This window comes from Micromonospora alfalfae, from assembly GCF_022230925.1.
In the GTDB taxonomy this organism is placed as follows: domain Bacteria; phylum Actinomycetota; class Actinomycetes; order Mycobacteriales; family Micromonosporaceae; genus Micromonospora; species Micromonospora alfalfae.
In genome coordinates, this window is sequence record NZ_JAKKFH010000030.1 from 55,947 (window position 1) to 80,761 (window position 24,815).

Annotated in this window: 18 protein-coding genes and 1 rRNA gene; 3 read left to right on the top strand and 16 right to left on the bottom strand. The window is 73.7% G+C overall.

Annotated elements, in window-relative coordinates:
* Nucleotides 1-42 precede the first annotated feature (42 nt).
* From pyrG to recN, 8 genes are all read right to left on the bottom strand, one after another.
* Nucleotides 43-1,794, bottom strand: a complete 1,752-nt coding sequence (gene pyrG, locus MED01_RS24170) for a CTP synthase (protein ID WP_112697923.1) — start codon at nt 1,792-1,794, stop codon at nt 43-45.
* 163 nt (nt 1,795-1,957) lie between these two features.
* Nucleotides 1,958-4,372 carry a hypothetical protein gene (locus MED01_RS24175; protein WP_238670848.1) on the bottom strand — a complete coding sequence of 805 codons (2,415 nt, stop codon included), beginning with the start codon at nt 4,370-4,372 and terminating at the stop codon, nt 1,958-1,960.
* Nucleotides 4,372-5,541, bottom strand: coding sequence for a glycosyltransferase family 4 protein (locus MED01_RS24180; protein WP_238670849.1), 1,170 nt, complete (start codon nt 5,539-5,541; stop codon nt 4,372-4,374). Before MED01_RS24180 ends, MED01_RS24175 begins: the two co-directional genes overlap by 1 nt.
* The gene (murJ, locus tag MED01_RS24185) at nt 5,538-7,226 is read right to left on the bottom strand and encodes a murein biosynthesis integral membrane protein MurJ (RefSeq protein ID WP_238670850.1); all 1,689 of its coding nucleotides are present in this window, start codon (nt 7,224-7,226) and stop codon (nt 5,538-5,540) included. The genes MED01_RS24180 and murJ overlap by 4 nt, the downstream gene beginning before the upstream one ends.
* A gap of 1 nt (nt 7,227) precedes the next feature.
* Nucleotides 7,228-8,094: a hypothetical protein gene (locus tag MED01_RS24190; protein ID WP_238670851.1), complete on the bottom strand. Its 867-nt coding sequence runs from the start codon at nt 8,092-8,094 to the stop codon at nt 7,228-7,230.
* 67 nt (nt 8,095-8,161) lie between these two features.
* Nucleotides 8,162-9,103 carry a copper transporter gene (locus tag MED01_RS24195; protein WP_238670852.1) on the bottom strand — a complete coding sequence of 314 codons (942 nt, stop codon included), beginning with the start codon at nt 9,101-9,103 and terminating at the stop codon, nt 8,162-8,164.
* 27 nt (nt 9,104-9,130) lie between these two features.
* Complete coding sequence (gene steA / locus MED01_RS24200) at nt 9,131-10,309, bottom strand: putative cytokinetic ring protein SteA (RefSeq protein ID WP_091407271.1); 1,179 nt, start codon at nt 10,307-10,309, stop codon at nt 9,131-9,133.
* Between the two features lie 119 nt (nt 10,310-10,428).
* Complete coding sequence (gene recN, locus MED01_RS24205) at nt 10,429-12,186, bottom strand: DNA repair protein RecN (RefSeq protein WP_238670865.1); 1,758 nt, start codon at nt 12,184-12,186, stop codon at nt 10,429-10,431.
* An 89-nt stretch (nt 12,187-12,275) separates the two neighbouring features.
* Between recN and MED01_RS24210 the strand changes: the two genes are divergently transcribed.
* Nucleotides 12,276-13,295: a helix-turn-helix domain-containing protein gene (locus tag MED01_RS24210; RefSeq protein WP_238670853.1), complete on the top strand. Its 1,020-nt coding sequence runs from the start codon at nt 12,276-12,278 to the stop codon at nt 13,293-13,295.
* An 84-nt stretch (nt 13,296-13,379) separates the two neighbouring features.
* On the opposite strand, the gene MED01_RS24215 is transcribed toward MED01_RS24210, so the two are convergent.
* From MED01_RS24215 to MED01_RS24235, 5 genes are all read right to left on the bottom strand, one after another.
* Nucleotides 13,380-17,099, bottom strand: coding sequence for a S8 family peptidase (locus MED01_RS24215; protein WP_238670854.1), 3,720 nt, complete (start codon nt 17,097-17,099; stop codon nt 13,380-13,382).
* Between the two features lie 158 nt (nt 17,100-17,257).
* A complete protein-coding gene (locus MED01_RS24220; protein WP_238670855.1) occupies nt 17,258-18,142 on the bottom strand; it encodes an NAD kinase in 885 nt (294 codons plus the stop codon).
* A gap of 109 nt (nt 18,143-18,251) precedes the next feature.
* Nucleotides 18,252-19,112 (bottom strand): TlyA family RNA methyltransferase, encoded by an 861-nt coding sequence (locus tag MED01_RS24225; protein ID WP_238670856.1) that lies wholly within the window; start codon nt 19,110-19,112, stop codon nt 18,252-18,254.
* A gap of 38 nt (nt 19,113-19,150) precedes the next feature.
* Nucleotides 19,151-19,426, bottom strand: coding sequence for a hypothetical protein (locus tag MED01_RS24230; RefSeq protein ID WP_238670857.1), 276 nt, complete (start codon nt 19,424-19,426; stop codon nt 19,151-19,153).
* Nucleotides 19,423-20,013, bottom strand: coding sequence for a phasin family protein (locus MED01_RS24235; RefSeq protein WP_238670858.1), 591 nt, complete (start codon nt 20,011-20,013; stop codon nt 19,423-19,425). Before MED01_RS24235 ends, MED01_RS24230 begins: the two co-directional genes overlap by 4 nt.
* Nucleotides 20,014-20,124: 111 nt before the next feature.
* On the opposite strand from MED01_RS24235, the gene MED01_RS24240 reads away from it, so the two are divergent.
* Nucleotides 20,125-20,463, top strand: a complete 339-nt coding sequence (locus MED01_RS24240; protein WP_238670859.1) for an SCP2 sterol-binding domain-containing protein — start codon at nt 20,125-20,127, stop codon at nt 20,461-20,463.
* 12 nt (nt 20,464-20,475) lie between these two features.
* Here the strand turns inward: MED01_RS24240 and MED01_RS24245 are convergent, their stop codons facing one another.
* Together MED01_RS24245 and MED01_RS24250 are read right to left on the bottom strand one after the other, a co-directional pair.
* On the bottom strand, nt 20,476-21,507 hold the full coding sequence (locus tag MED01_RS24245; protein ID WP_238670860.1) for an HAD-IIA family hydrolase: 1,032 nt from the start codon (nt 21,505-21,507) through the stop codon (nt 20,476-20,478).
* Nucleotides 21,504-22,556 carry a tetratricopeptide repeat protein gene (locus MED01_RS24250; RefSeq protein ID WP_238670861.1) on the bottom strand — a complete coding sequence of 351 codons (1,053 nt, stop codon included), beginning with the start codon at nt 22,554-22,556 and terminating at the stop codon, nt 21,504-21,506. Before MED01_RS24250 ends, MED01_RS24245 begins: the two co-directional genes overlap by 4 nt.
* Between MED01_RS24250 and MED01_RS24255 the strand changes: the two genes are divergently transcribed.
* A complete protein-coding gene (locus MED01_RS24255; protein ID WP_238670862.1) occupies nt 22,545-24,230 on the top strand; it encodes a hypothetical protein in 1,686 nt (561 codons plus the stop codon). The two genes, MED01_RS24250 and MED01_RS24255, sit on opposite strands and share 12 nt — an antisense overlap.
* Nucleotides 24,231-24,653: 423 nt before the next feature.
* On the opposite strand, the gene rrf is transcribed toward MED01_RS24255, so the two are convergent.
* A 5S ribosomal RNA gene (gene rrf, locus MED01_RS24260) occupies nt 24,654-24,770 on the bottom strand.
* Between the last annotated feature and the right edge of the window lie 45 nt (nt 24,771-24,815).

The window sequence follows — 24,815 nt, forward strand, 5'->3', positions numbered from 1 at the left end:
GCGCCACGCTGCTGAGCCTGCTGGTTCGCTCGCTGCGCTCGCTCACGAGGCCGACGACGCCTTCGTCGCGGCCCCGTTGCGGGCGGCCTTGCGCGTCGTCGGGGCCTCCGCCGCCGCGTCCAGGTCGACAGGCAGCTGGTCGGCCTGCGAGTACGCCACAGCGGCCTTGACGAACGAGGCGAACAACGGGTGCGGGCGGGTCGGGCGGCTCTTCAACTCGGGGTGCGCCTGGGTGGCCACGAAGAACGGGTGCAGACTCCGGTCCAGTTCGATGAACTCGACCAGCCGGCCGTCCGGCGAGGTGCCGGAGATGTGCAGGCCCGCCTTGGTCAGCGCGTCCCGGTAGGCGTTGTTGACCTCGTAGCGGTGCCGGTGCCGCTCGCTGATCTCGGTGCTGCCGTACGCCTCGGCGACGATCGACCCCTCGGTCAACGTCGCCGGGTACGCGCCCAGCCGCATGGTGCCGCCCAGGTCGCCCCGGCCGGCGACGATGTCCTCCTGGTCGGCCATCGTGGCGATGACCGGGTGGGCCGCCTGCTCGTCGAACTCCAACGAGTTGGCGCCGTCCAGGTCGGCAAGGTGCCGGGCCACCTCGATGGTCATGCACTGCAGGCCGAGGCAGAGACCGAGCAGCGGGATGCCGGCCTCGCGGGCGTACCGGGCGGTGCCGATCTTGCCCTCGATGCCGCGGACGCCGAAGCCGCCGGGGATGAGGATGCCGTCCACGCCGGCCAACGCCGCGGCGGCGCCGGCCGGGGTGACGCACTCGTCGCTGGGCACCCACCGCAGCTGCACCCGGGCCCGGTGGCCGAAGCCCGCCGCCCGGATGGCCTCACTCACCGACAGGTACGCGTCGGGCAGGTCGACGTACTTGCCGACCACGGCGACGGTGACGGTGTGCCGGGGGCGGTGCACCCGCTCCAGCAGGTCGTCCCAGCTGGCCCAGTCCACGTCCCGGAAGGACAGGCCGAGCCGGCGCACCACGTACGCGTCGAGCCCCTCCCGGTGCAGCACCTTCGGGATGTCGTAGATGCTCGGGGCGTCCGGGGCGGCGACGACCGCCTCGGCGTCCACGTCGCAGTAGAGCGACAGCTTCTCCTTGAGCTTCACCGGGATCTCCCGGTCGCAGCGGAGCACTATCGCGTCCGGCTGGATACCGATGTTGCGCAGCTGCGCCACCGAGTGCTGCGTCGGCTTGGTCTTCAGCTCACCCGAGGGCGCCAGGTACGGCACCAGCGAGACGTGCAGGTAGAAGCAGTTGTCGCGGCCCAGGTCGTGGCGGACCTGACGGATCGCCTCCAAAAATGGCAGCGACTCGATGTCGCCGACGGTGCCACCGACCTCGGTGATCACCACGTCGGGAAGTTGGCCGTCCTCGTCCGGGTCGGCCATCGCCAGGATCCGCGACTTGATCTCGTTGGTGATGTGCGGGATGACCTGGACGGTGTCGCCCAGGTACTCGCCGCGCCGCTCCTTGGCGATCACGTCGGAGTAGATCTGGCCGGTGGTGACGTTCGCCTTGCCGGACAGCGCCCGGTCGAGGAACCGCTCGTAGTGCCCGACGTCGAGGTCGGTCTCGGCGCCGTCCTCGGTGACGAAGACCTCACCGTGCTGGAACGGGTTCATCGTCCCCGGGTCGACGTTCAGGTAGGGGTCGAGCTTCTGCATCACCACGCGCAGCCCGCGCGCGGTCAGCAGGTTGCCGAGGCTGGAGGCGGTGAGGCCCTTACCCAGCGAGGAGGCGACGCCCCCGGTGACGAAAATGTGCCTGGTCGTCCGTGCTGATGGGGCCAAGGCCTGCTCCCGTGTCGTCTGTCGCGGTCATGCAGACCGCCGTGCTTGATCAGCAAAGTGATCACGCGATCCACGGGATTCGACGGTAACACCTCCCGGCCGGGTACCCGCAGGCCGCACCCCGGCTGCGACACCTCCGGGCCATCTTGGCGAGGCCCGACGCTCAGGACGCGGCAACCTCCGTCGATGACCGGGAGACCTGCCGGGGCGGCACGGGCACCGTCGGCGCGGCGTCCGGCGTCGACAGGCTCGCGGTCGGCTCGTCCGGTTCGTCGGCGTCCCCGTGACGCTCGCCCGGACTGTCCGACGCCGGTTGGGCGAGGGTCGCCGGGGCGCTCGGAGACGGGCCGGCGATCGGACGGGGGTGCACGGCACCCAGTGGCCCACCGCCGCCGGTCGGACCGTCGCCCCCACCGACCGGGCCGACCCCGCCGGACCCCGAGTCGTCGTCGGCGCCGCTGGCGCGGGGGCGGCCCGCTACCGGGCGGGTCCGGTCCGCGGCGTGCCCGAGCACCCGCAGCGACGCCAGGGCGGCCATCGGCACCACCAGGGCGGCGGCAGCGCCCATCACGTCCAGGGCCGCGCCGTCGAGCACACCACCGAGTATCGCGGCGACAACGGTGCCGGCCAGCGCGGCCCGGACCGCGGGGTAGATGCCGAACAGCCGCATCAGCCCACCCCACGGCTGCAACAGGGCGAACCACACCAGCAACCCGCCGACCAGCGCCAGCACCGTCAGCGGGCTGTTGACCAACGTCTCGAAATTCTCAGTGCTGGACCGGTGCACAGCGAACCCGCCGGTGCCGTCACCGAGCGCGGAGAGGAACCGGCCCAGGCTGCCTCGCTCCGCCGGAGGACGCCGCAGGTCCACCACAGCGAACCCGATACCGACCGCCAGCGCGGCCATGGTGGCCCAGGCCAGCCGGCTGATCGTCAACCAGCCACCGGCGCTGATCACGGCGGCGACGCTCACCCCGGCGGTGAGCGCGATCGCGCCGACCGGGTCGGCGCCCAGGTACGGGCTGCCGACCACCACCACGGCGAGGCCACCCACCGCCACCATCACCGCCGGCCGCCAGCCCCGGTGCACCCGTTGGGCGAACCAGCCACCGGTGACCAGCGCACCGGCGAGGAACACCCCCAACCCCACAGTGCTCAGCCCGGCGTACCGGCCGCCCTGCAACGCGGAGTAGCCGACCACGCTGTTGAGCTGGAGGCGGGCCCCGGTGAGCACGTCCAGCCCGACCACGAGCGTGCTGAGGCCGGCCACCGCTCCGAGCGGCCCGAGGGTGTTCGCGTACCCGGGGGCGAACCGCACCGCCGCGGTGCCGGCGGCCACCAGCAGCGCTGTCACCCCGGCGAAAATCCACCCGGGGTGCTCGCCGCGCCACCAGGGCACCGCGTCGGCCAGCAGCGCCGCCGGCACTGTCAACGCCACGGCGACCAGCAGCAGCTCCATCACCGCGACGATCCGCCCGGAGACGGGCGTCGGGCCGGCCGGGCCGGCGTGCGGACGGGCCCGGCGCAGCAGCGGCAGGATCGCGATCGCCAGCAGCACCTGCACCCCGGCGAGCAACGCGAAGAACGCCCCGGAGACGGAACGCTGGGCGGCCGCCTCCCGGTCGGCGTTCGCCGGCGCGTTGACGGCCTCGGCCAGGTCGGCGGGACGGCCGCCGGTGCTGATCGCCGGACGGCCGAGGAAGAGCCGCTCCGGCATGGGCCGGCCCAACGCGGCGAGGGCGGTCGGCGCGAGGTCGACAAGTTGCAGATACCCGTCCCGGCCGGTGCTGGCCGAGGTGAGCCACCCCCGCTCCCAGCCCGGCCCGTCGGCGACCGCCACGTGCAGCCGGGCCGGCTGGGTGGTGTCGGAGATCCCCGCTACCAGCACCAACGACCGTGGGGGTCGCGCTGCCAGCACCCGGGCCAGTTCGGCGTCCGCCGCGCGGGCCTCCTCGGCGCGGGTGGCCGGGTCGGCCCCCTTGACAGTGCCGAGGTCGACGATGCTCAGCACACACGAGCCGAGCAGCGACCGCGGGTCGGCCGGCAACCCCGAGGCGTACCGGTCGACGCGGCCGAACGGTCGGGCGGCGGCCACCGCCGCGCCCGGGCCCACGGCCACGGAGCACCGCACCGACTCGGACAGCGAGCCGGGCAGGGCTCCCCAGGGCAGCCGCTGCTGGTTGTACTGGACCACGCTCTCCTGGTCGGGCAGGTTCGCGCCGATGCCGTCCGGTTGTTCCACAGTCACCGCCGCCGACGGGCAACCGTCGACCGACCGGCTGCCGTTCCACGCGGCGAAGCTGCCCGCCCCCAGGGTCAGCCAGCCGTCCACCGGGCAGGTGGGCCGGTGCGCGGACCGCACCGACAGCGAGCCGATCGAGCCGTCCTGGGCCATCCGCCACAGCGTCGGGGTGCTCTGCGGATCCACGTCCTCCCAGCGCAGCCCGGCGATCCCGGCGAGCACCACGAAGTCGGCGGTGCGTTGCGGGGTGCCACGGGGTGGGCGGGCGGCGAGAGCTGTGACGCCCAGCGCCACCACGAGCACTGTCAACAGGGCGGGGGCGATTCGGCGCAGCATCACCGGTGTCCCGTTCTCGGGGCGTCGGAGCCCGGGGCGGCCGCCGGACCACCGGGGTTCCCGGCCAGCTCGGCGTAGAGGGCGGCAAGCGTGGCGACGGTGTCCGCCTCGGTCGGCCACGTCGCCGCCCGTTCGGCGCCACGCCGGCCCAACTCCGCCCGAGCCGCCGGATCGTCCAGCAGCGCGCGGACGGCCGCGTCGACAGCGTCCACGTCACCGGCGGGGACAAGCGTCGCGGCGTCGCCGACCAGGTCCGGGAGCCCGCCGACAGCGGTGGCCACCAGCGGCACACCGGCGCGCAGCGCCTCCTGGGCGAAGAGTTGTCGCGCCTCCCAGTCGCTGGTCACCACGGCCAGGTCGGCGCCGGCGAGCAGGTCGGCCACGTCGGTGCGGTGCCCCAGCAGGGTCACCGGGGCGCGAGCGGCGGAGGTCCGGGCGGCCAGCGGCAGATACGCCGGCCCGCTGCCCGCGATCACCACGACCGGCGGCGGGGTACGCGTACGCCAGCGGGCCGCCGCGTCGATCAGCACGTCGTAGCGCTTCTGTGGGTGCAACCGACCAACCGAGACGATCAACGGCTGGTCCGGGCGGACGCCGAACTCGGCGCGTACCGCCGCCGGGCGTCGACGCGGCGCGGGCAGCGTCGGCGCGGCGACCGGGGCGAGCCGGGCGTCGGCGGCACCCACCTCGGCGGCCCGTCGCACCAGGTCCGCGGAGGCGCCGAGCGCCACCCGGACGCCCCGGGCGACCACCCGTTCGACGAGCCGGGACACACCGCCGCGCAGTCCCCCCGCGAGCACCGCGTTGTGCCAGGTGACGATCAACGGGGCGGCCGGACGGGCCAGCACCGCGACCAACCCGGCCCGCAGGCCGTGCGCGTGCACCACGTCGACGTGAGCGGCCGCGAGCACCCGGCGTAGCGCGAGCACCGCCCGCGCGTCGGCCGGAGTCGGGCTGGCCGGGATCTCCACCGGCGCGAACCGCGCACCGACACCGGTGAAGTCGAACTGCTCCTGAGTGGCGGCGGGCCCGCAGACCAGGACGGTGGTGCCGCCCGCGACGAGGCCACGGGCCACCGAACGGACGTGCTGGCCGACCCCGCCGGTGCTGGACGCGAGCACCAACGCGACGGTGCCCGACCAGCCGGCAGGCAGAGCTGGCTCAGTCATCGCGTCGCCGTCTCCTTCCCGTCGCCCCGCTCCGCGGAGCCCGCGCCCGGTGTCGGCGCACCGTCGGACGGCCTCCGCCGGCCCAGACGCCGCAGCACCCCGGCGAGCAGTGGCTGTACGTCCCGCCGGTCGACGAACCAGACCACGGCGAGGAACACAACCCCAACCAGAACCCCGGACAGCATGCCCTGACCGAACGCCGCCGCCGTCGTCGGGGTGCCGCCGTCCGACTGGTCGAGCCAACGGCTCAGGCCCCACCCGGCGAGCCCGGCGAGCACACCGGCGAGGCCACCGGCCGCTGCGGCCCGTGCCGCTCCGGCGAGGGCGGGACGGCCGGCGCTGCGCAGCACCGCCAGGAGCAGCAGGGCGCCGAGCACCAGCATCCCCACCGAGTTCGCGGACGTCACAGCGAGCACCCGGTCCCGCAGTGGCAGCACCGCGCCGAGCAGCAGGACGACGGCCGGCACCACCAGGAAGCCGACCGCCGTGGCCAGCGTCGCCGCCCGGGTCTCGCCCCTGGCGTAGAGCGCCCGGGTGAGCACCGCGAAGAGGCCGTAGCCGACCAGGCCGGGGGCGTACCCGATGATCGCGGCGGCGGCGGTCGACGCGGTGTCCGACGGGAAGAAGAAGTGCCCGACCGGGCCTGCGGTCCCGATCAACGCGGCCGTGCCGAGGCAACTGAACAGGAGCACACCGCGGACTGCCGGTGCCAGGGTCGTGCGGTAGGTCTGCTCGTCCCCGGCGGCCCGCGCCGCCGCCAGGGTCGGGTAGGCGGCGATGGCCAGCGGCACCGCCAGCACCGCCCACGGCAACAGGTAGACGGTCTGCGCCAGGTTGTAGACACCCGGGTTGCTCCGCGCACCGGCGGTGACCTGGTTCAGGCTGACGATCAGAGCGATCTGCTGGGTGGTGACGGTGACCGCGCCGGCCACCGCCAACCCGCCGACCCGGGCCCGCGCGTCGGTGGGGAACCCGAACCCGGGCCGCAGCCCGAGGCGCAACCGGCGGACCGGAATCAGCAACGACAGCGACAGCACCACCACGCCGAGGGTGGTGCCGCCGGAGAGCAGCAGCTCACCGCCGGGGCTGACCCCGCCGACAGTGGCGTAGCGGCCCTGCGTGACGGTGAAGCCCAGGTACACGACGATGACGGTGAGGCTGGACAGCAACGGGGCGAGCACCGGCCAGGCGAAACGGCGGTGTGCCTGGAGCACGCCGGTGAGCACGATGCCGACCCCGTACAGCGGCAGTTGCGGCGCGAAGACCCGCAGCATCCGCACGCCGCTCTGCTGTTGGGCGGTGGTCAGGTGGTGGCCCAGCGACTCGACCACCGGGCCGGCGAGCAGCACCACGAGCAGCGCCAGCGGGACCAGCAGGGCCAGCGTCCAGGTCAGCAGCGCACCGGTGGTCCGGGCCACGGCCGTCCGGTCGCCCGCCGCGACGGCGCCAGCGAGCAGCGGCACGACGAGGCTGGCCAGCGCTCCCCCGGCGACGATCTCGAAGATGAAGTTCGGCACCGCGTTGGCCACCACGTAGGTGCCACCGAGGTCGGTGGGCGCCAAGCTCCAGGTGAACACTGCGGTGCGACCGAAGCCGGCGAGTCGGCTGGCCACGGTGAGGACGGCGATGAGCGCGGCTGCCCCGGCCAGCCGGCCGGCGCCGGCGAGGGGTGCCGGTCTGTTCACGTCAGTCGGCGCGTCGGCCCAGTGCGTCGAGTTCGCGTAGCCCCGGGGTCCGCTGGATCACCGCGGTGAAGCTGACCTTCTCGCTGGCGGCGGTGAGCCCGGCCAGGACGGCGAGCAGACCGGCCCGGCCGAGTGGGCCGGTACGGGCGGCGAGCGCGACGCCGAGGACCGCACCGAGCGCGTTCGCGCCACTGTCGCCGAGCATCACGTCCTCGGCCAGGTCGTCGCGGAGCAGGCCGGCGGCGGCGCCGGCCGCGCCCGCGGCGATCCCGCCCTGCGGGCCGCCGGTCAGCGGCGCGGCGAGCAGCAGCCCGGATTTGAGGGCGCGGCCCGGCCGCAGGTCGAGCAGGTTGAGCAGGTTGGCCGTGCCGGCGATCACGCCGGCGCCGAGCAGCACGTCGACACCCCGGCCGAACGCACCGTGCCGCTGCCGGCGCGGGTGCGCGGCGACCCGGGAGTCGGCGGCGAGCAGCGCGGCGGCGCCCAGCCCGGCGGCGCCCACCCCGACGACCTTGACCAGACCGGCGGTGACCCGCCCCTCGCGCAGCGCGGCGAGGTGCCCGGCGAAGCCCTTGGCAGTCTTCTGCTCCGGCCGCGCGCCGACCACGTCGTCGTACAGGCCGACGCCGCCCGCGCCGAGACCGGCGACCACTGCGGCCCCACCGGCGGCACCGCCGGTGGCACCGAACGCACCGGCGGCGGCAGCGCCGGCGGCGAGCGCCGGCCCGGCGGCCAGGCTCACCGTGCGGCCACGGAAGTTGGTGCGCTCCAGCGCGGGGCCGGCCGGCGAGGTGCGCGCCTCACGCAGCGCGTAGCGTGCCGCCGCGGCGCCCGCGCCGGCGATCAGCAGGCGGCCCAGGGTGCTCACGCCGTCACCTCGCTGGCTCGGTCACGCGCCACCTGGTCGGATCCGGACACGGGGGTACGTCGTTCGCTCACTGGGGCAGTCTAGGCAGCAGCGACGCGGCGTTGTCGCCGACGCCGTACTGCCCGGCCTTCTTCTCGGTGAGTTGCTGCACCAGGGCGAGGGTGGTGACCACCTGGCCCTGCACGGTGTTGGCGTTGTCGACCGTGGAGATGGTCTGGGCGAGCACCGGGTCGCCGCGCACCACGCCGACCAGGTTGCCGCCGACGGAACCATTGCCGGCCACCACGATCGCCCCGGTGCGGTCGAACTGCTCGGCGATCTTGACCACCGACTCGTCCCGCTTGTCGGAGTCCTTGTCGACGTACGGCTGACCGCTGACCACGACGACCGCCTCGGCCGAGGCGGTGACCTTGTTGCTGTCGGTGGTCAGGTAGCCGGCGTTGTTGTAGGCGGCGAGCACCGCCCGGCGGTCGGCGTCACTGACCGGCGCGACGCCCTGGGCCCGGTCCAGCAGGACGCTGGCCAGCAGCGCGCTGGAGGTCTCCACGCCGTGCCCGTTGCCCGGCAGGCCGGTGGTCTGCGCGGTCGGGCGGGCGGCGGTGACGGCCAACTCCAGCAGGTTGGAGTTGTTGTCCGGGTTGATGAACTTGTCCTGGAGGTCGACCTGGCCGGTGATGGTCGCCCCGGCCTGCTGGAGCTTCTTGAGCACGCTCTCGGTGTGGTCGCGCCCGTTGGGCAGGCTGACAACCACGACCCGACGCGCGGTGAGGGTGCCGGGAAGGAGGATCTGGGAGGTCTCCTCGGCGAACTCCTCTTCCAGCGCGAGTTGCTTCTCCATGTTGCTGACCGTCTGACGCCACTGCTGGTTGTCCTTGCGTAGCCCGGTGACCTGCTCCTTGAGCGAGTCGGCGACCGGGCCGTTGAGGGCGGCTGTGCCGACCACCAGGCCGATCGCCAGAGCCAGGAAGACCGCGGTGAGGGACACCACGTGGTAGCGGAAGTTGATCACGCTTGCAGCCTCTTGATCGGTCGGGAACTAGAAAAGCCGGTACAGCTGGAACACGAAATTGTCCCACCACTCGGCGACCACGCCCAGGTACGCCTTTCCGACTGTCGACACGGCCACCGCGGACGCCATCGCCGCGATCGCCGACAGCACCAGCAGCAGCAGCGACGAGCCGGAGATGCTCTGCCGGTAGAGCCGGCTCACCCCCTTGGCGTCGACAAGCTTGCCACCGACCTTCAGCCGGGTCAGGAACGTCGAGGCCATCCCGCCGCGACCCTTGTCGAGAAACTCGACGAGGGTGGCGTGGGTGCCGACCGCCACCAGCAGCGAGGCGCCCTTCTCGTCGGCGAGCAGCATGGCCAGGTCCTCGCTGGTCGCCGCGGCCGGGAAGGTGATCGCCGGCACACCGAGGCCGTTGACCCGGGGCAGGCCGGGCGCGCGCCCGTCCGGGTACGCGTGCACGATCACCTCGGCGCCGCAGCGCAGCACGTCGTCGGTGACCGAATCCATGTCCCCGATGATCATGTCGGGGGTGTAGCCGGCCTCGACCAGGGCGTCCGCGCCGCCGTCGACGCCGATGAGCACCGGCTTGAACTCCCGGATGTACGGGCGCAGCACGTCAAGGTCGGCCTTGTAGTCGTAGCCGCGCACCACGATCAGGCAGTGCCGACCCTGCATCTGGGTCTCGATGTCCGGCACCCCGACACCGTCGAGCAGCAGGTCACGTTCCTGACGCAGGTAGTCCATCGTGTTGGCGGCGAACGCCTCCAACTGCACCGACAGACCCTCCCGGGCGTCCGCCATCGCCTTGCCGACCGACTCGGCGTCCTGAAGGCTGCCGTGGGCCACCGGCTCGTCACCGGCGAAGACCGTGTTGCCCTCGATGCGCACCTGGTCGCCCTCGCGGATGCGCTCGAAGACGCCCTCCCCCAGGTCGTCGAGGAGCGGAATGCCGGCGGCGATCAACACCTCCGGGCCGAGGTTCGGGTAACGGCCGGAGACCGAGGGCTTGGCGTTGAGCACCGCCGCGACCCCGACGGCGACGAGCGAGTCGGCCGCCACCCGGTCCAGGTCGACGTGGTCGATGACCGCGATGTCACCGGGGCGCAGCCGACCGACCAGGCGTTTCGTCCGGCGATCAAGGCGCGCGGTGCCGAGGACTCTGCCCGGTTCGGAGTTCCGGTTCCGGCGCAACGTGGGTAGACGCATCGTGACCATCCTGGCATGTGAGGCAGGCTTTTCTGTCGCGACATGCCTGAGCAGGGCCGCCTACCCAGGGAAGCACACACCGGCACAAGCCGGTGTGCTTGCGCTCACAATACGCGGCGTCACAACCGCCTTTCCTTGGCGGCCACTGCCAGAAGCTCCTCGGCGTGGGCGATACCCAGATCTGAATCGGGCAAACCCGCCAGCATGCGCGCCAACTCCCGGGCACGCTCGGTGTCCTCCACCACCCGCACCCCGCTGGTCGTCACCGCGCCGCCGGTGTCCTTCGCCACCACCAGGTGCCGGTCGGCGAACGCGGCCACCTGCGGCAGGTGCGTGACCACCAGCACCTGGTGGCTGCGGGCCAGCCGGGCCAACCGGCGGCCGATCTCCACCGCCGCCTGCCCGCCGACCCCCGCGTCGACCTCGTCGAAGACCAACGTGGGCGGGCCGCCGGAGCCGGCGAACACGACCTCGATGGCGAGCATCACCCGGGACAGCTCACCGCCGGAGGCGCCGCGCTGCAACGGCAGCGACGGCGCGCCCGGGTGGGCCAGCAACCGCAGCTCCACCTCGTCACCGCCGTCCGGAGTGACACCCACCTCGACGCCGTTCACCGCAAGCGTCGGCTCGGCACGCCCGGCCGGACGGGGCAGCACCGCCACCTCGATCCGCGCGTGCGGCATGGCCAGCCCGGCCAGCTCGACGGTGACCTGGTCGGCGAAGCGGACCGCCGCCTCCTGCCGGGAGGTGGACACCCGCCCGGCCAGGTCGGCCACCTCGACGGCGAGCCGCTGGCCCTCCCGCTCCAACTCGTCGAGCACGTCGTCGGACATGTCCAGGTCGGACAGTCGGGTGCGCGCCCGATCGGCCCAGGCGATCACCCCGTCGACGTCGTCGGCGTACTTGCGGGTCAACCCGCGCAGCGCCGCCCGCCGCTCATAGACGTGCTGCAACCGGGCCGGGTCCGCGTCCAACGTCGCCAGGTACGCCGACAGCTCCGCGGACACGTCGGTGACCAGCGTGGCCGCCTCCTCCAGGCGGGCCGCCAGCTCACCGAGGGCCGGATCGGTGCCGGACTGCGCCTCCAGCGTCCGCCGGGCGGTGCCGAGCAGCCCCGCCGCGTCCGGGGTCTCCTCGGCGGCCTCCGCGCCACCGGCCACGCACTGCTGGGCGATCTGCGCGGCCGTCCGCAGGCCCTCGGCGTGCTCCAGCCGCTGCGCCTCGGTCTTCAGCTCGTCGTCCTCACCGGGCTGCGGATCGACCCGGGTGATCTCGTCGAGGCCCAACCGCAGCAGGTCGGCCTCCTGGTTGCGCTCGCGGGCGTTGCGTCGGCGGTCGGCCAGGTCGTCGACGACCCGACGCCACCCCGTGTACGCCTCGCGCAGCGCGTCGAGCAGCTTCTCGTGCGCGGGGCCGGCGAACCGGTCCAGTGCGGCCCGCTGCTCGGCCGGGCGCAGCAGCCGCAGCTGGTCGGACTGGCCGTGCACGGCGACCGCCTGCTCGCCGACCTCACCGAGCATCGACACCGGCATGCTCCGGCCGCCGACGTGGGCGCGTGAGCGCCCCTCCACCGTCACCGTGCGGCTCAGCAGCACCGAGCCGTCCTCGTCGGGTTCGCCGCCGGCCTCGACGATCCGCGCGTGCACGGCGTCGGCGACCCGCCCGTGCAGCCGCAGCCGCCCCTCCACCACGGCGCGGCCGGGTTGGGCGCGGACCCGCCCGGCGTCGGCCCGGCCGCCGAAGAGCAGGCCGAGGCCGGTGACCACCATCGTCTTGCCCGCACCGGTCTCGCCGGTGATGACGTTCATGCCGCCGGTCAACGGCAGCGTGGTGTCTTCGATGACGCCCAGTCCGGTGATGCGCAGCTCTTCCAGCACAGCCACCGACAGTAGACGCGAGGCCCGACAATTGACCAGCCGACGGGCCCGGGTACGGCCCGTACCCGGCCGACGTACAGTTCTGCCCCGTGTTGGACGTGATCGGCCTGACCTCGGCTGAGGAGGAGCTCTACCGCTGCCTGCTCCAGCTCACCACGGCCCGCATCGACGAGTTGGCCCGTCGCCTGCACCGACCCCATGAGCAGGTCGTCGCCCAGGTCGAGGCACTGCGCGGCAAGGGCCTCGTGCAGCGCAGCGACAACGACCCGGACGCCCCGCTGCGCCCGACCGCCCCGGACGTCGCCCTCGGCGGGACGCTGCTGCGGCGTCAGGAGGACCTGGAGTCGGCCCGCCGACTGGTCACCCAACTGGCCGAGGAGTACCGCTCCGGGCTGCGCCGACACCACGTCGACCATCTGGTCGAGGTGATCACCGGCGCCCGGGTCCTTCGCGACCGCCTGCGCGACCTGCAGAACTCGGCGCGTACCGAGGTGCTCTGGTTCTGCCGGGCGAATCCCCTGGCCATGGCCGGCCCGGAGAACGTCGAGGAGTTCGACGCGCTGGCCCGTGGGGTGAGCTACCGGGCCATCTACGAGCGTGACCTGCTGCTGGAGCCGGGCGCGTTGGCCGACCTGGCCAAGGGGGTCGCCGCCGGGGAGCAGGCCCGCGTCCTGGACCGGCTGCCGGTCCGACTGGCCATAGTGGACGCCAGCACGGCCATCTGCCCGTTGGTGCCCGACCGCGACGGCGGCGAACCGAGCGCCGCCGTGATCGGCCGCAGCCAACTGCTCGACGCGCTGCTCGCCCTCTTCGAGAGTCACTGGCGGGTGGCCACCCGGCTGCGCCTCGACGACCCCCTCGCCGTCGCGGCCCCCGAGGCTCGACGGCCGGAGCCCGCGGAGCAGCCGGGCGACGGTTACCAGCCCGACGCCGACGAGGCCCGGCTGCTGTCGCTGTTCGTGGCGGGCGTACCGGACAAGTCCATCGCCTCCCAGCTCGGGGTGAGCCGGCGGACAGTGCAACGGCGGATCGCCGACCTGATGGCCGCCGCCGGCGTGGACACCCGGCCCGGGTTGGCGTTCCAGGTGGCCCGACGCGGCTGGCTCTGACGCCAAAGGGCCCGCCGTCGACCGACGGCGGACCCTCAACCGACGAGGCGGGGCGGGACGGCCAGGCCGCCCCGCCCCACCCGATCAGCGCAGCCCGTACGCCTGGAGCACCGTCTGGTCGACGGTGTTCCCGGCCCGGTCGGCGGCGCGCACCCGCAGCGACACCGTTCCGCGCCCCGCCGGCACGGTAGCGGTGTACCGGGTGCCCGACCCCGTGGTCGGCGCGTTGCGCCAGGTGACGCCCCCGTCGAAGGAGACCTGCACCCGGACGCTGGTACCGGTCGGCGCCAGCACCCCGGCCGGCTGCCGCACTGTCAGCCCGAGCTGGTGCGGCCGGTTGCCGCGTACCGTGGCGCGCAGGTCGGCCGGCACCCGGTAGTCCACCTGGAGCAGCGACAACGGCGTGGCGGTGTCGCCCGCCGGTCGGGCCGAGGTGAACTCCCAGGCCGTGTCGGTCCGCGTGCCGTAACGCCAGTCGGCCGAGGACCGCTGGGTGGTCACGTCCAGGCGGTAGCGGGCGGCCCCGGCGGTCGTGGGCACCGACGCCCAACCGTCGGAGAGGTCCGCGATCAGCTGCCCGTCGCGGCTGACCCGTGCGGTGACGGTGTCCGACTCCTCGCTCTCGCCGGCCACGCTGTAGTGCCCCTCGGCGTCGACGAACTCGGGCACCCACAACTCCAGGTTGTCACCGGTGCGGGTGGGCACCGGCGCCCCGCTGGCCGGGACGGCCGGCCGGAGCACCGGCGCGTGCCAGGTCTTGGTCACCCGGTCGTCGGCGGCGTAGCGCCGGGGCTGCTGGGTCAGGCCACCGGTCAGCTGCCCCCACTGCATGAACATGAGCTTGTGCAGCACCCGTTGCTGCCACCAGTTGTCGCCGGAGCTGACGAACTCTCGCCGGGTGGTGCCGGCGCGGACCAGCCGCTGGTTGTCGTTCCACGCGGTGTCCTGCCACTGACGCCACCCGAACCGCTGCTCGCTGGCCCACTCCCCGCCGACGTTCCCGTAGTGGCTGGTCACCTCGGCGGTGTTGCGCTCGGTGACCTTGTGCAGGATCCGCTCCGGGACCCGGTCCTTCGAGACCTGCCACACGTCGTACAGGTACGGACTTTCCACTGTCAACGTCAGGTCCAGCGTCGTGTGGCGCTTCCGGACCGCCGCGATGATCTTCTGCCCGTCGTCGTACGCCACCGCCATCGAAGGGATCGGCAGCCGGTCACCCAACGGCGTCCACGACGTCCACGCGCTCTGGTCGGCCGGTCGGACGACAAGCGCCACAGTCGCGCCAGCGGCGGCCGCCGCCGCGATCTGCTCCTCCTCCGAGGCGTCCGGGCTGGTGGTGAGCAGTGCCGCGGCGCCGCGTACCCGGGTCAGCTCGGCGGGGGTGCCGGTGCCGGCCCAGATCAGCGGCAGCCTGCGCCGGTCGGCCGTCGCTGGCGAGTAGCCCATCAGGTTGATGTCCAGCGGACCGGACACCCCGCTGATCTTCGCGTCCACCATCGGCGCGACCAGTTGCCAGCGCGACGCGAACTCGAACTCGCCCTGCCGCACCGGGCGGGTCGGGGTGACGTTGACCTGCTGAATGGTGCTGTAGGTCATCACGCCGTGGTCGACCTGCCGGCCGTTGCCGAAGACCCGGTGCTCGTAGAAGCTGATCGTCGAGCGCTGCTCGGTGGGCTTCGGCGTCTCGATCCGCACCGGGGTGCCCTTGCGCGGGTCGAGCACCACCGTGAGGTCCCGGTCGACCAGCAGCTCCGGGTCGGTGACCAGGGTGATCTGCTCGTCCAGCGGTGCGCCGTGTTCGATCAACGCCTCGACCAGGTAGGGGCCCTCCTCGACCTGGAGTTGCACCTCGCCGCCCACCCAGCCGAGCCAGTCGGATTCGGGCTGCTCACCGAAGAGGGTGAGCACCGACGCGAGACCGGGCTGACCCTGCATGTCCAGCGCCTTCACTGTCACCGTGTGCAGCGGACCGCTGAGGGTGAGCGCGACAGCGGTACGCACGGCGACGCCGTCCGCGCCGGTGGCCACCAGCCATCCACTGTGCACACCACGGTCCAGCTTCGCCGGGTCCGCCCGCAGCGGCACGGCGACGCTGCCGCCGGCCGGCACTGTCACCTCGGCGCCGCCGACAGCGACCCCGTCGGTCTCGGCCGCCCGGGTGTCCAGGTTGCGCAGCTCCAGTGCCAACCGCAGGGTCTGCGGGGCCGTGCCGCCGTTGGTATACGTCACTGTCCGCTCGGCGGGTGCACCACCGGTGCTGAGCCGGCCGAAGTCCGCGGTGCCGGACCCGTACACCCGCTGGCCGAGCGCGCGGGCCACGTCGACCCGGCCGGCGCCCTGCTCGAAGACGGTCAACGCCGGGTTCGCCTTCGTGGTGCTGACCAACGCGTCCTTGAGCTTCGCGGCGGACCAGTCGGGGTGTTCCTGGGCGAGGATCGCCGCCGCCCCGGCCACGTGCGGGGTGGCCATCGAGGTGCCGGACGCGGTCGTGTACGCGTCGTCCACCGGCGTACCCATGGCGGTGCCCGCGGCCCGGGCGGCGACGATGCCGACGCCCGGCGCGGTGATCTCCGGCTTGAGGCCGTTGTCGCCGAGGCGAGGGCCCCTGCTGGAGAACTCCGCAAGGTTGTCGGCACCGTCCACAGCGCCGACGGTGAGCGCCGACGCGGCCGCGCCGGGCGCGCCGACGGTACGCGCGGCGCCCGAGTTGCCGGCGGCGACCACGAACAGCGCGCCGGTCTCAGCGGTCAGGTCGTTCACCGCCTGGCTCATCGGATCGGTGCCGTCGGTCGGGTCGCCACCGAGGCTCATGCTGACCACCTTCGCGCCGGAGTGGGCGGCCCACTCCATGCCCGCGATGATGGACGAGCTGTAGCCGGAGCCACCGTCGTCGAGCACCTTGCCGACCAGCAACCGCGCGCCCGGGGCGACGCCCTTGCGTTTCCCGTCGGACGCCGCCCCGCTGCCGGCGATGGTGGCGGCCACGTGGGTGCCGTGGCCGTGCCCGTCGCGGGCGCTGCCGCTGCCGGAGAAGTCCTGCGCCTCGGCGACCCGGCCGGCCAGGTCGGGGTGGGTGGCGTCGACGCCGGTGTCGAGCACCGCCACCTTGACGCCGGCACCGTCCCGGCCGGCGGCCCAGGCGATCGGGGCACCGATCTGCGGCACGCTGTGCTCCAGCGTCGGGCGGACCTTCCCGTCCAGCCAGATCCGTGCGACGCCGGCGCCGAGCCGGGCCGGCGAACCGGCTGTCACCCGCTGCCCGGGCGCGCCGCGCAGCGACGTCCACAGACCACCCAGGTCACCCTTGCCAACCCGCAGCGCGGCGCCGTTGATGCTCTCCAGGGGACGCGCGTCGGTCGCGCCGGCCAGCGGCCTGACCCGTCCGGCGGCCGGCTCCTGATAGCGGACGATCAGCGGCAACGCGCCCTGCGCGGCGTCGCCGTACCCGTCGGCCGCCAACTCCTGCACGTCGAACAGATCGGGGTCGAGCACCCCCGCGGAGAGGTACGGCATGACGTCGCTGGGCAGCACCCGCAACCCGCCGTCGGCCTCGACCGTCTGGAAGGCGATCCGGTTGCGCCCCGGGCCGGGGTGGACGGTGGCGGCGACCCGACCGGGTGCCGCCTGCACCAGGTCGACCTGGTCGCCGGTGATCAGGGTGATGCGGACGGGTGCGTGCTGGGCGGGCGTGCCCGACGTCGGGCCGGTGGGCCGGGCGGGCGGGTCGGCGGACGCCGGTGCGGCGACGCCGACCACCAACGCGCCGACCGCGCCGACGGCGAGCCAGCGTGGGGACCAGTGCATGCGATGGGCTCCTCTACTCCTCCAGGCCCGTCATCCGTAGACGAGGGCCGATCGGAGTCTGCGTCGGAGCGTGTCATCAGGTCACTAGTCGCCCGCCGCCGCAGCGGCGACATGTCGTCAGGTGGACAACCGACATCCACCGACAGTGTGCGCCGCGGTCACCGGCGGCTGCCACGCCAACCGTGCACGGGGAGGCCGAACTTGGCCACCAGCCGGTCGGTGAACGGGCGGGGGCGCAGCCGCACGATGCGTACCGGCAGGGCGCCCCGGCGCACCGTCACCCGCGCGCCGGGTGGCAGGTCGTAGACGCGCCGGCCGTCGCAGGAGAGCACGGCGAGGGTGGTGAACGGGTCCACGGTGATCACGAAGGTGGACGTCGGGGCCGTGACCAACGGGCGGCTGAACAACGCGTGCGCGCTGATCGGCACCAGCAGCAGCGCCTCCACCTCCGGCCAGACCACCGGGCCGCCACCGGAGAACGCGTACGCGGTGGAGCCGGTGGGAGTGGCGCAGACGACACCGTCGCAGCCGTAACGCGACAGCGGCCGGCCGTCCACGTCCACGAGCAGCTCAAGCATCTGGGCCCGCTCGCCCTTCTCGATGCTGATCTCGTTGAGCGCCCAGGACTCGATCGTCGGCCCACCGTCGAACTCGGCGGTGACGTCCAGGGTCAACCGCTCGTCGACCGTGTAGTTGCGGCCGACGACGTCCCGGACGGCGGTGTCCAGATCGTCGATCTCCGCCTCCGCCAGGAAGCCCACCTTGCCGAGGTTGATGCCGAGCAGCGGCGCCTTGGCGGGCCGGGCCAGCTCGGCGGCGCGCAGGAAGGTGCCGTCCCCACCGAGCGCGAAGACGATCTCGGCGCCCTCGGCGGCCTCTGGGCCGGCGACCGGCACCACGCCGGGCAGGTCGAGGTCGTCGGCCTCGTCGGCGACCACCCGTACCTCGAAACCGGCGTCGATCAGGTCGGCGGCGACCGACCGGGCGTGCTCCGTGCTGCGCCGACGGCCGGTGTGGGTCACCAGCAGCGCGGTCCGGCTCATCGGACCGCCCACTCACGCCGGAGCGGGCGGCGTCGCGCCACCGGCGACGACACCTCGGCACTGCCGCGTGTCACCGCGCGGCCCGTTGCGACGCCCTCACTGCGCGCGTTCACCCTGCGACCTCCTCCGCCGCCACGTCCGGCACGTCGCCGGCCGTCGTCGAGCCGTCCGGCCCGGCCGCCACCACGGCCCGCACCCGCTCCGGGTCGGCCTCTGGTGCGCCCCGGCGCAACCATACGAAGAACTCCACGTTGCCGCTCGGCCCGGGCAACGGGCTGGCCGCAACGTCGGCCAGTCCGAGGCCGAGCCGCGCGGCCGTCGCGGCCACGTCCAGCACCGCTTCGGCGCGCAGCTCCGGATCGCGGACCACACCGCCGGCACCGACCCGGTCCTTGCCGACCTCGAACTGCGGCTTGACCATCAACGCCAGGTCACCGTCGTCGCGGGTGCAGCCGGCAAGCGCCGGCAGCACCAGTCGCAACGAGATGAACGACAGGTCGGCCACCGTCAGGTCGACCGGGCCACCGATCGTGTCCGCATCGAGGGTACGGACATTCGTGCGCTCCAGGACGCGGACCCGCTCGTTCGTCCGCAGCGGCCAGGCGAGCTGCCCGTAGCCGACGTCCACGGCCACCACCTCGGCCGCGTCGGCGCGCAACAACACGTCGGTGAACCCACCGGTCGACGCTCCCGCGTCCAGGCAACGCCGCCCGGCCACGTGCAGCCCACCGGGGGCGAACGCGGCCAGCGCGCCGGCGAGCTTGTGCCCGCCCCGGGAGACGTACTCCTCGGCCGGGTCCGCACCGGTCACCAGGAGCGGGTCGGCGGGGTCGACCATCGCGGCCGCCTTGCGGGCGACCACGCCCCGCAGTTGGACCCGGCCGGCCTCCACCAACGCGGCGGCCTGCTCACGGGAGCGGGCCAGACCGCGGCGGACGAGTTCGGCGTCCAGCCGGTTACGACGTGCCATGGGTGGTTCTCCGGTCTACTCAGGCCTGGTCGTCCCGCTCAGGTCTGGTCGATTGTGGCGAGGGTTTCCCGCAGCGTCTCGTAGGCCGCCTCGTACTGGGCGATCTGGTCGGCGGGAGCGAGCGTCGCCGCGTTGGCGATGGCCCGCACGGCGGCGTCCACCGCCGGATGCCGTGGCTCGTCGTCCCCGAGATCCGGCGGCGGTCCGGGGCGGGCACCCACCGGCGGGCCCGGCCGGGCCGGGAACGAGCCGCCACCCGGCGGACCGGGTCGGGCCGGGAACGAGCCGCCAGCCGGCGGACCGGGGCGGGTCATTCGGCGTCGTCCGGCCGCTGCTTGCGGACCGCCGCTTTCTTGGCGGGCATCACGGCCGGCGTCGGGACGTCCTCGTCGGAGGTCCGGCTGATCGTCGCCGGCGCCTTCTTGGCGATGGCCTTCTTCGCGACCGCCTTCTTCGCGACGGCCTTCTTCGCCACCGGCGCGGAGACCGGAGCACCGGCCGCGGTATCGGACGGCACGAGACCGGTGCCAGGCTGCGCGGCGACGGTCGGGTCGGGTTGTGGCGTGGGGCCGGCGGTCGGCGCATCGGCCGGCTCGGTGGACCGCGCCTCCCGCAACTGCCGTTCCAGGTCGTGCACCCGCCGGGTCAGCTCGGCCACCTCGTCGGCGGTCGCCAGACCGACAGCGCCGAGGGCCCGGTCGACCTCGAAGCGGACCAGCTTGGTCAGCGCCTCCCGGTTGGCGGCGCCGGTGGTGACCAGCTCCTCGCCGAGGGCCTGGAGTTGGGCGGCGGTCGCACCGCCGGAGCCGACGAGGCGACGTGCCACGTCCTGGGCCTTCTTCCGGGGCGCCTCCGCAAGGCCCATGGCCAGCTCGAGGTAGGCGCGCCACGCGTCCTGCATGCCTGAGTCCTTCCACGGGGCGGGGTGTGCAGGTGTCACGCTACCGGGCACCTCCGACCGACCCGTGCGGTACGGTGCCGAGGACGGCGTGGCGATCAGCGAGGGGGAGATGTGGCCAGCGTGGACGAGTGCCGGCAGGCGTTGCAGGAGCTGGCCGCTCGGTTGGATCGCAACGCCGAGACGGTGCGCGAACGGATCGACCTGGACCGGACGCTCGCCTGCCGGATCACCGACCTGGACACCGCGTTCCACGGCCGGATCACCGGCGGCCGACTGGTCGAGCTGACCGACGGCGACGACCCCAAGGCCAAGATCGCGATGAGCACGTCCAGCGACGACCTGCTCGCCCTGGTCCGGGGCGACCTGGACGTCACCAGCGCGGTGACCTCCCGCCGGGTGTCGATCAAGGCCAACCCGTTCGACCTGCTCAAGTTGCGCAAGCTGCTCTGACGACCGCCCGGCTCACGCCGTCGCGGTCAGCCCGAAACTCTCCACCGCGTGGGCCGCGTCCGCGCCCACCGGACGGATCTTCGGCAGCGCCGGCACCGGCGCCGACCAGGCCACCGCGCAGAGCGCCGCCAGGGCGTCCAGCGGCCGGCCGGCCCCGGCCAGCTCAAGCGTGCCGTCCCGGTCGGTCACGGACCAGCCGCCGGCGTCCGCCGGGCCCGGGACCCGCACGGCGGCAGCCGGGTCGAAGAGCCCCGCCAGGTCTTTCGCGACGTACGTGGGACGTCGCCGCGGCTCGGCGGCCAGCAGTTCCGGTACGCCGCTGACGCCGGTGAGCACGAGCAGGCTGTCCAGCCCGGCCCGGCGGGCACCCTCGATGTCGGTGTCCAGCCGGTCACCCACCACCAGGCTCCGCCCACCGCCACTGCGCTTGGCTGCGGTCTCGAACAGCGCCGGCTCCGGCTTGCCGACCACCACGTCGGGGTCCCGCTCCAGTGCCGTACGCAGCACGGCGACCAGCGAACCGTTGCCGGGCAGCGGTCCCCGCCCACTGGGCAGGGTCCGATCGGTGTTGGTGGCGATCCAGATCGCACCCGCCCGCACCGCGACCGACGCTTCGGCCAGCTCGGCCCAGCCGACCTGCGGGCCGTACCCCTGCACCACCGCGGCCGGCTTCTCGTCGGCCTGGGTGACCGGGTTCAGGCCGACCGCGCGCAGTTCCGCGCGCAGCGCCTCCGCACCGACCACCAGCACCGACGCGCCGACGGGCAGCCGGTCGCGCAGCAACTCGGCCGAGGCGGCCGCGGAGGTGAGGACCTCCTCCGGCCGGGCCGGCACGCCCATCCCGGTCAGCAGGTCCGCGACCTCGCTGGACCGGCGTGACGCATTGTTGGTGGCGTACGCCACCGCCCGTCCCTCGGCGTGCAGCCGGGCCACCGCATCGACGGCGCCGGGGATCGGCCGGTCGATCAGGTAGATCACGCCGTCCAGGTCGAAGACGACCAGGGTGTACCCGTCGACCAGCCGCTCCCCCACGCCCGCGCTCACCGCTGCGTCGACCCCGACTCGTCGTCCCGGGCCGGGACGGTCTCGTCGGCGGTCGCCGCGTCGCTGCTCGCCGCGTCCCCGTCCGTCACGCCGCTGCCGCCAGTGGTGGCCGCGCCGGCGTTGCCGCTCTCGGTGGGGTGGCGGTCCTCGTCTTCGTCGTCGAAGCCTTCGTCGTCAGCGGGACGGCCGACAGCGTCCTCCTCCTCGTCGTCGTCGAAGTCCTCGTCGTCGTCGCGATCGTCATCGTCATCGTCGTCGTCGTCATCGTCGTCGTCGTCGTCATCGTCGTCGTCGTCGTCGTCGTCGCGATCGTCGTCGTCGCGATCGTCGTCGTCGCGATCGTCGTCGTCGCGATCGTCGTCGTCGCGATCGTCGTCGTCGCCGGCCAGGTCGGCGTCGGGTCGGGCCGGCACCGCGCCGGGAGCACCCGGGCCCGCGGCGATCTCCTCGGCGGCCTCGTCCTCGTCGTCACCCTCGATGAGCACGCCGTCGAGTTCGAGCAGCCGCTCGGCGGCGTCGGTCTCGCCCTCGGTGTCCACGTCGGCAGCGCGGGAGAACCATTCGCGGGCCTCTTCGCGCCGACCCACCGCGAGCAGCGCGTCGGCGTACGCGTACCGCAACCGGGCCGTCCACGGCACTGTGGCCTCGTTGGTGAGGTCCGGAACCTGGAGCATCGCGACAGCGGCGTCCTTCTGCCCGAGGTCACCCCGCGCCCCGGCGGCGACGATCAGCAGTTCGATCGCCACGGCCTGGTCCAGCTTCTCCCGGTCCGCGCCACGGAACAGGTCAATGGCCCGCTCCGGCCGGCCGAGAGCCCGCTCGCAGTCCGCGAGCACGGCCAGGTGGCTCTGCAGTCCGCTCATCCGGTGGTACGTGCGCAGCTCGGCAATCGCCGACTGCCACTCTCCCGCGCGGTACGCGGCCAGGCCGACCGCCTCACGGACAGCGGAGATGCGCGACGCGAGCCGCCGGGCGGCCAGCGCGTGCGCCAACGCCTCGGCGGGGTCCTCGTCGATCAGCTGCCCGGTGGCGACCAGGTGCCGGGCCACCGTCTCGGCGACCGGCTTGTTCAGCGAGAGCAGTTCAGCGCGGACGTCCTTGTCGAGGTCGGTCGCGACAATGTCGTCCGGCAGCGCCGGCGCCGAGCTACGCCCACCCTCGGCCGACTCGGAGCCACCCGCGCGGTCATCGCGACGGAACTCCCCCTCGCGACGCGGCCGATCGTCGGACCGGAAACCCCCGGTACGCTCTCCGCCCCGGTAGCCGCCCTCGCGGTCACCGCCACGGAAGCCACCCTCACGCGGGGCACCCGAGCGCGAACCGTCACGGTAGCCACCTTCACGACGGTCGCCGCCCCGGAAGCCGCCCTCACGGGGGGCGCTGGAACGCGAGCTGTCCCGGTCGCCGCCGCGGAAGCCGCCCTCACGGGGGGCACTGGAACGCGAGCTGTCCCGGTCACCACCGCGGAACCCGCCCTCACGGGGGGCACTGGAACGCGAGCTGTCCCGGTCGCCGCCGCGGAAACCGCCTTCGCGACGGTCGCCGCCGCGGAAGCCACCGTCGCGGTCACCACCGCGGAAGCCACCTTCGCGCGGCGGGCCGGAGCGAGTGCGGTCGCCGCCCTGGTAGCCGCCCTCACGACGGTCGCCCCCACGGAAACCACCCTCGCGGTCGCCGCCACGGAAACCGCCCTCACGCGGGGCACTGGAACGCGAGCCGTCCCGGTCACCACCGCGGAAGCCACCCTCACGGGGGGCACTGGAACGCGAGCCGTCCCGGTCGCCGCCACGGAAACCACCCTCACGAGGAGCGCCCGAACGCGAACCGTCCCGGTCCCCGCCCCGGAAGCCACCTTCGCGCGGCGGGCCGGAACGAGTGCGGTCGCCGCCCTGGTAACCGCCCTCACGACGGTCACCCCCACGGAAACCACCCTCGCGGTCACCGCCACGGAAACCACCCTCACGGGGAGCGCCGGAACGCGAACCGTCACGGTCGCCACCCCGGAAACCACCTTCACGGCGGTCGCCGCCACGGAAGCCACCGTCACGGTCGCCGCCACGGAAACCGCCCTCACGCGGGGCGCTGGAACGCGAACCGTCCCGGTCACCGCCGCGGAAGCCGCCTTCGCGACGGTCCCCGCCACGGAAGCCACCGTCACGGTCACCACCGCGGAAACCGCCCTCACGGGGGGCGCTGGAACGCGAGCTGTCCCGGTCGCCGCCGCGGAAACCACCCTCACGGGGGGCACTGGAACGCGAACCGTCCCGGTCACCGCCACGGAAACCACCTTCGCGACGGTCCCCGCCACGGAAGCCACCGTCACGGTCACCACCGCGGAAGCCACCCTCACGCGGCGGGCCGGAACGAGTGCGGTCGCCGCCCTGGTAACCGCCCTCACGACGGTCACCACCACGGAAACCACCCTCACGGTCACCGCCCCGGAAACCACCTTCACGCGGAGCGCTGGAACGCGAACCGTCGCGGTCGCCGCCCCGGAAGCCACCCTCACGGGGAGCGCCCGAGCGCGAACCATCGCGGTCGCCGCCCCGGAAACCACCCTCACGGCGGTCGCCGCCACGGAAACCACCGTCACGGTCGCCGCCCCGGTAGCCACCCTCGCGCGGAGCGCTGGAACGCGAACCGTCGCGGTCGCCACCGCGGAAACCACCCTCACGGGGAGCGCCGGACCGGAAACCACCCTCACGCGGAGCACCCGAGCGTGACCCATCACGGTCGCCGCCACGGTAGCCACCTTCACGCGGAGCGCTGGAACGCGAACCGTCGCGGTCGCCGCCCCGGAAACCACCCTCACGGCGGTCGCCGCCACGGTAGCCGCCCTCACGGGGGGCGCTGGAGCGCGAGCTGTCCCGGTCACCACCACGGGAGCCAGAGTCACGGCCGCCGGCGTATCCGCCTCGGCTGCCGCCGCCGCTGTCGCGGTCTCCCCGGTACGGGGGCCGGCCTTGATCATCGCGGCGTGGGCCGCGGTCGCTTCCGCCCGCGCCGTCAGTACGGTCTTCGTAACGACGGGGACGGTCTCCGCCCTGCGGTCCTGAACTCACAGGTACATCCTTCCTGATTGCGCCACCAATGGCGCTACGCAGTCGAGGGCCGACCCGGATGGGGCGGCCCTCGACTGGAAGATTGTCCGGCGGCGTCCTACTCTCCCACACCCTCACGAGTGCAGTACCATCGGCGCTGGAGGGCTTAGCTTCCGGGTTCGGAATGTAACCGGGCGTTTCCCCTCCGCCATGACCGCCGTAACTCTATGAACATATCAAACAACCCCGGCATCACGACACGGGTGT

Bases quoted from the DNA above. Each gene is read 5' to 3' on its own strand.
- MED01_RS24175 (WP_238670848.1), bottom strand. From the start codon at position 4,372: ATGCTGCGCCGAATCGCCCCCGCCCTGTTGACAGTGCTCGTGGTGGCG.
- MED01_RS24180 (WP_238670849.1), bottom strand. From the start codon at position 5,541: ATGACTGAGCCAGCTCTGCCTGCCGGCTGGTCGGGCACCGTCGCGTTG.
- steA (WP_091407271.1), bottom strand. From the start codon at position 10,309: ATGCGTCTACCCACGTTGCGCCGGAACCGGAACTCCGAACCGGGCAGA.
- MED01_RS24215 (WP_238670854.1), bottom strand. From the start codon at position 17,099: ATGCACTGGTCCCCACGCTGGCTCGCCGTCGGCGCGGTCGGCGCGTTG.
- MED01_RS24220 (WP_238670855.1), bottom strand. From the start codon at position 18,142: ATGAGCCGGACCGCGCTGCTGGTGACCCACACCGGCCGTCGGCGCAGC.
- MED01_RS24225 (WP_238670856.1), bottom strand. From the start codon at position 19,112: ATGGCACGTCGTAACCGGCTGGACGCCGAACTCGTCCGCCGCGGTCTG.
- MED01_RS24230 (WP_238670857.1), bottom strand. From the start codon at position 19,426: ATGACCCGCCCCGGTCCGCCGGCTGGCGGCTCGTTCCCGGCCCGACCC.
- MED01_RS24235 (WP_238670858.1), bottom strand. From the start codon at position 20,013: ATGCAGGACGCGTGGCGCGCCTACCTCGAGCTGGCCATGGGCCTTGCG.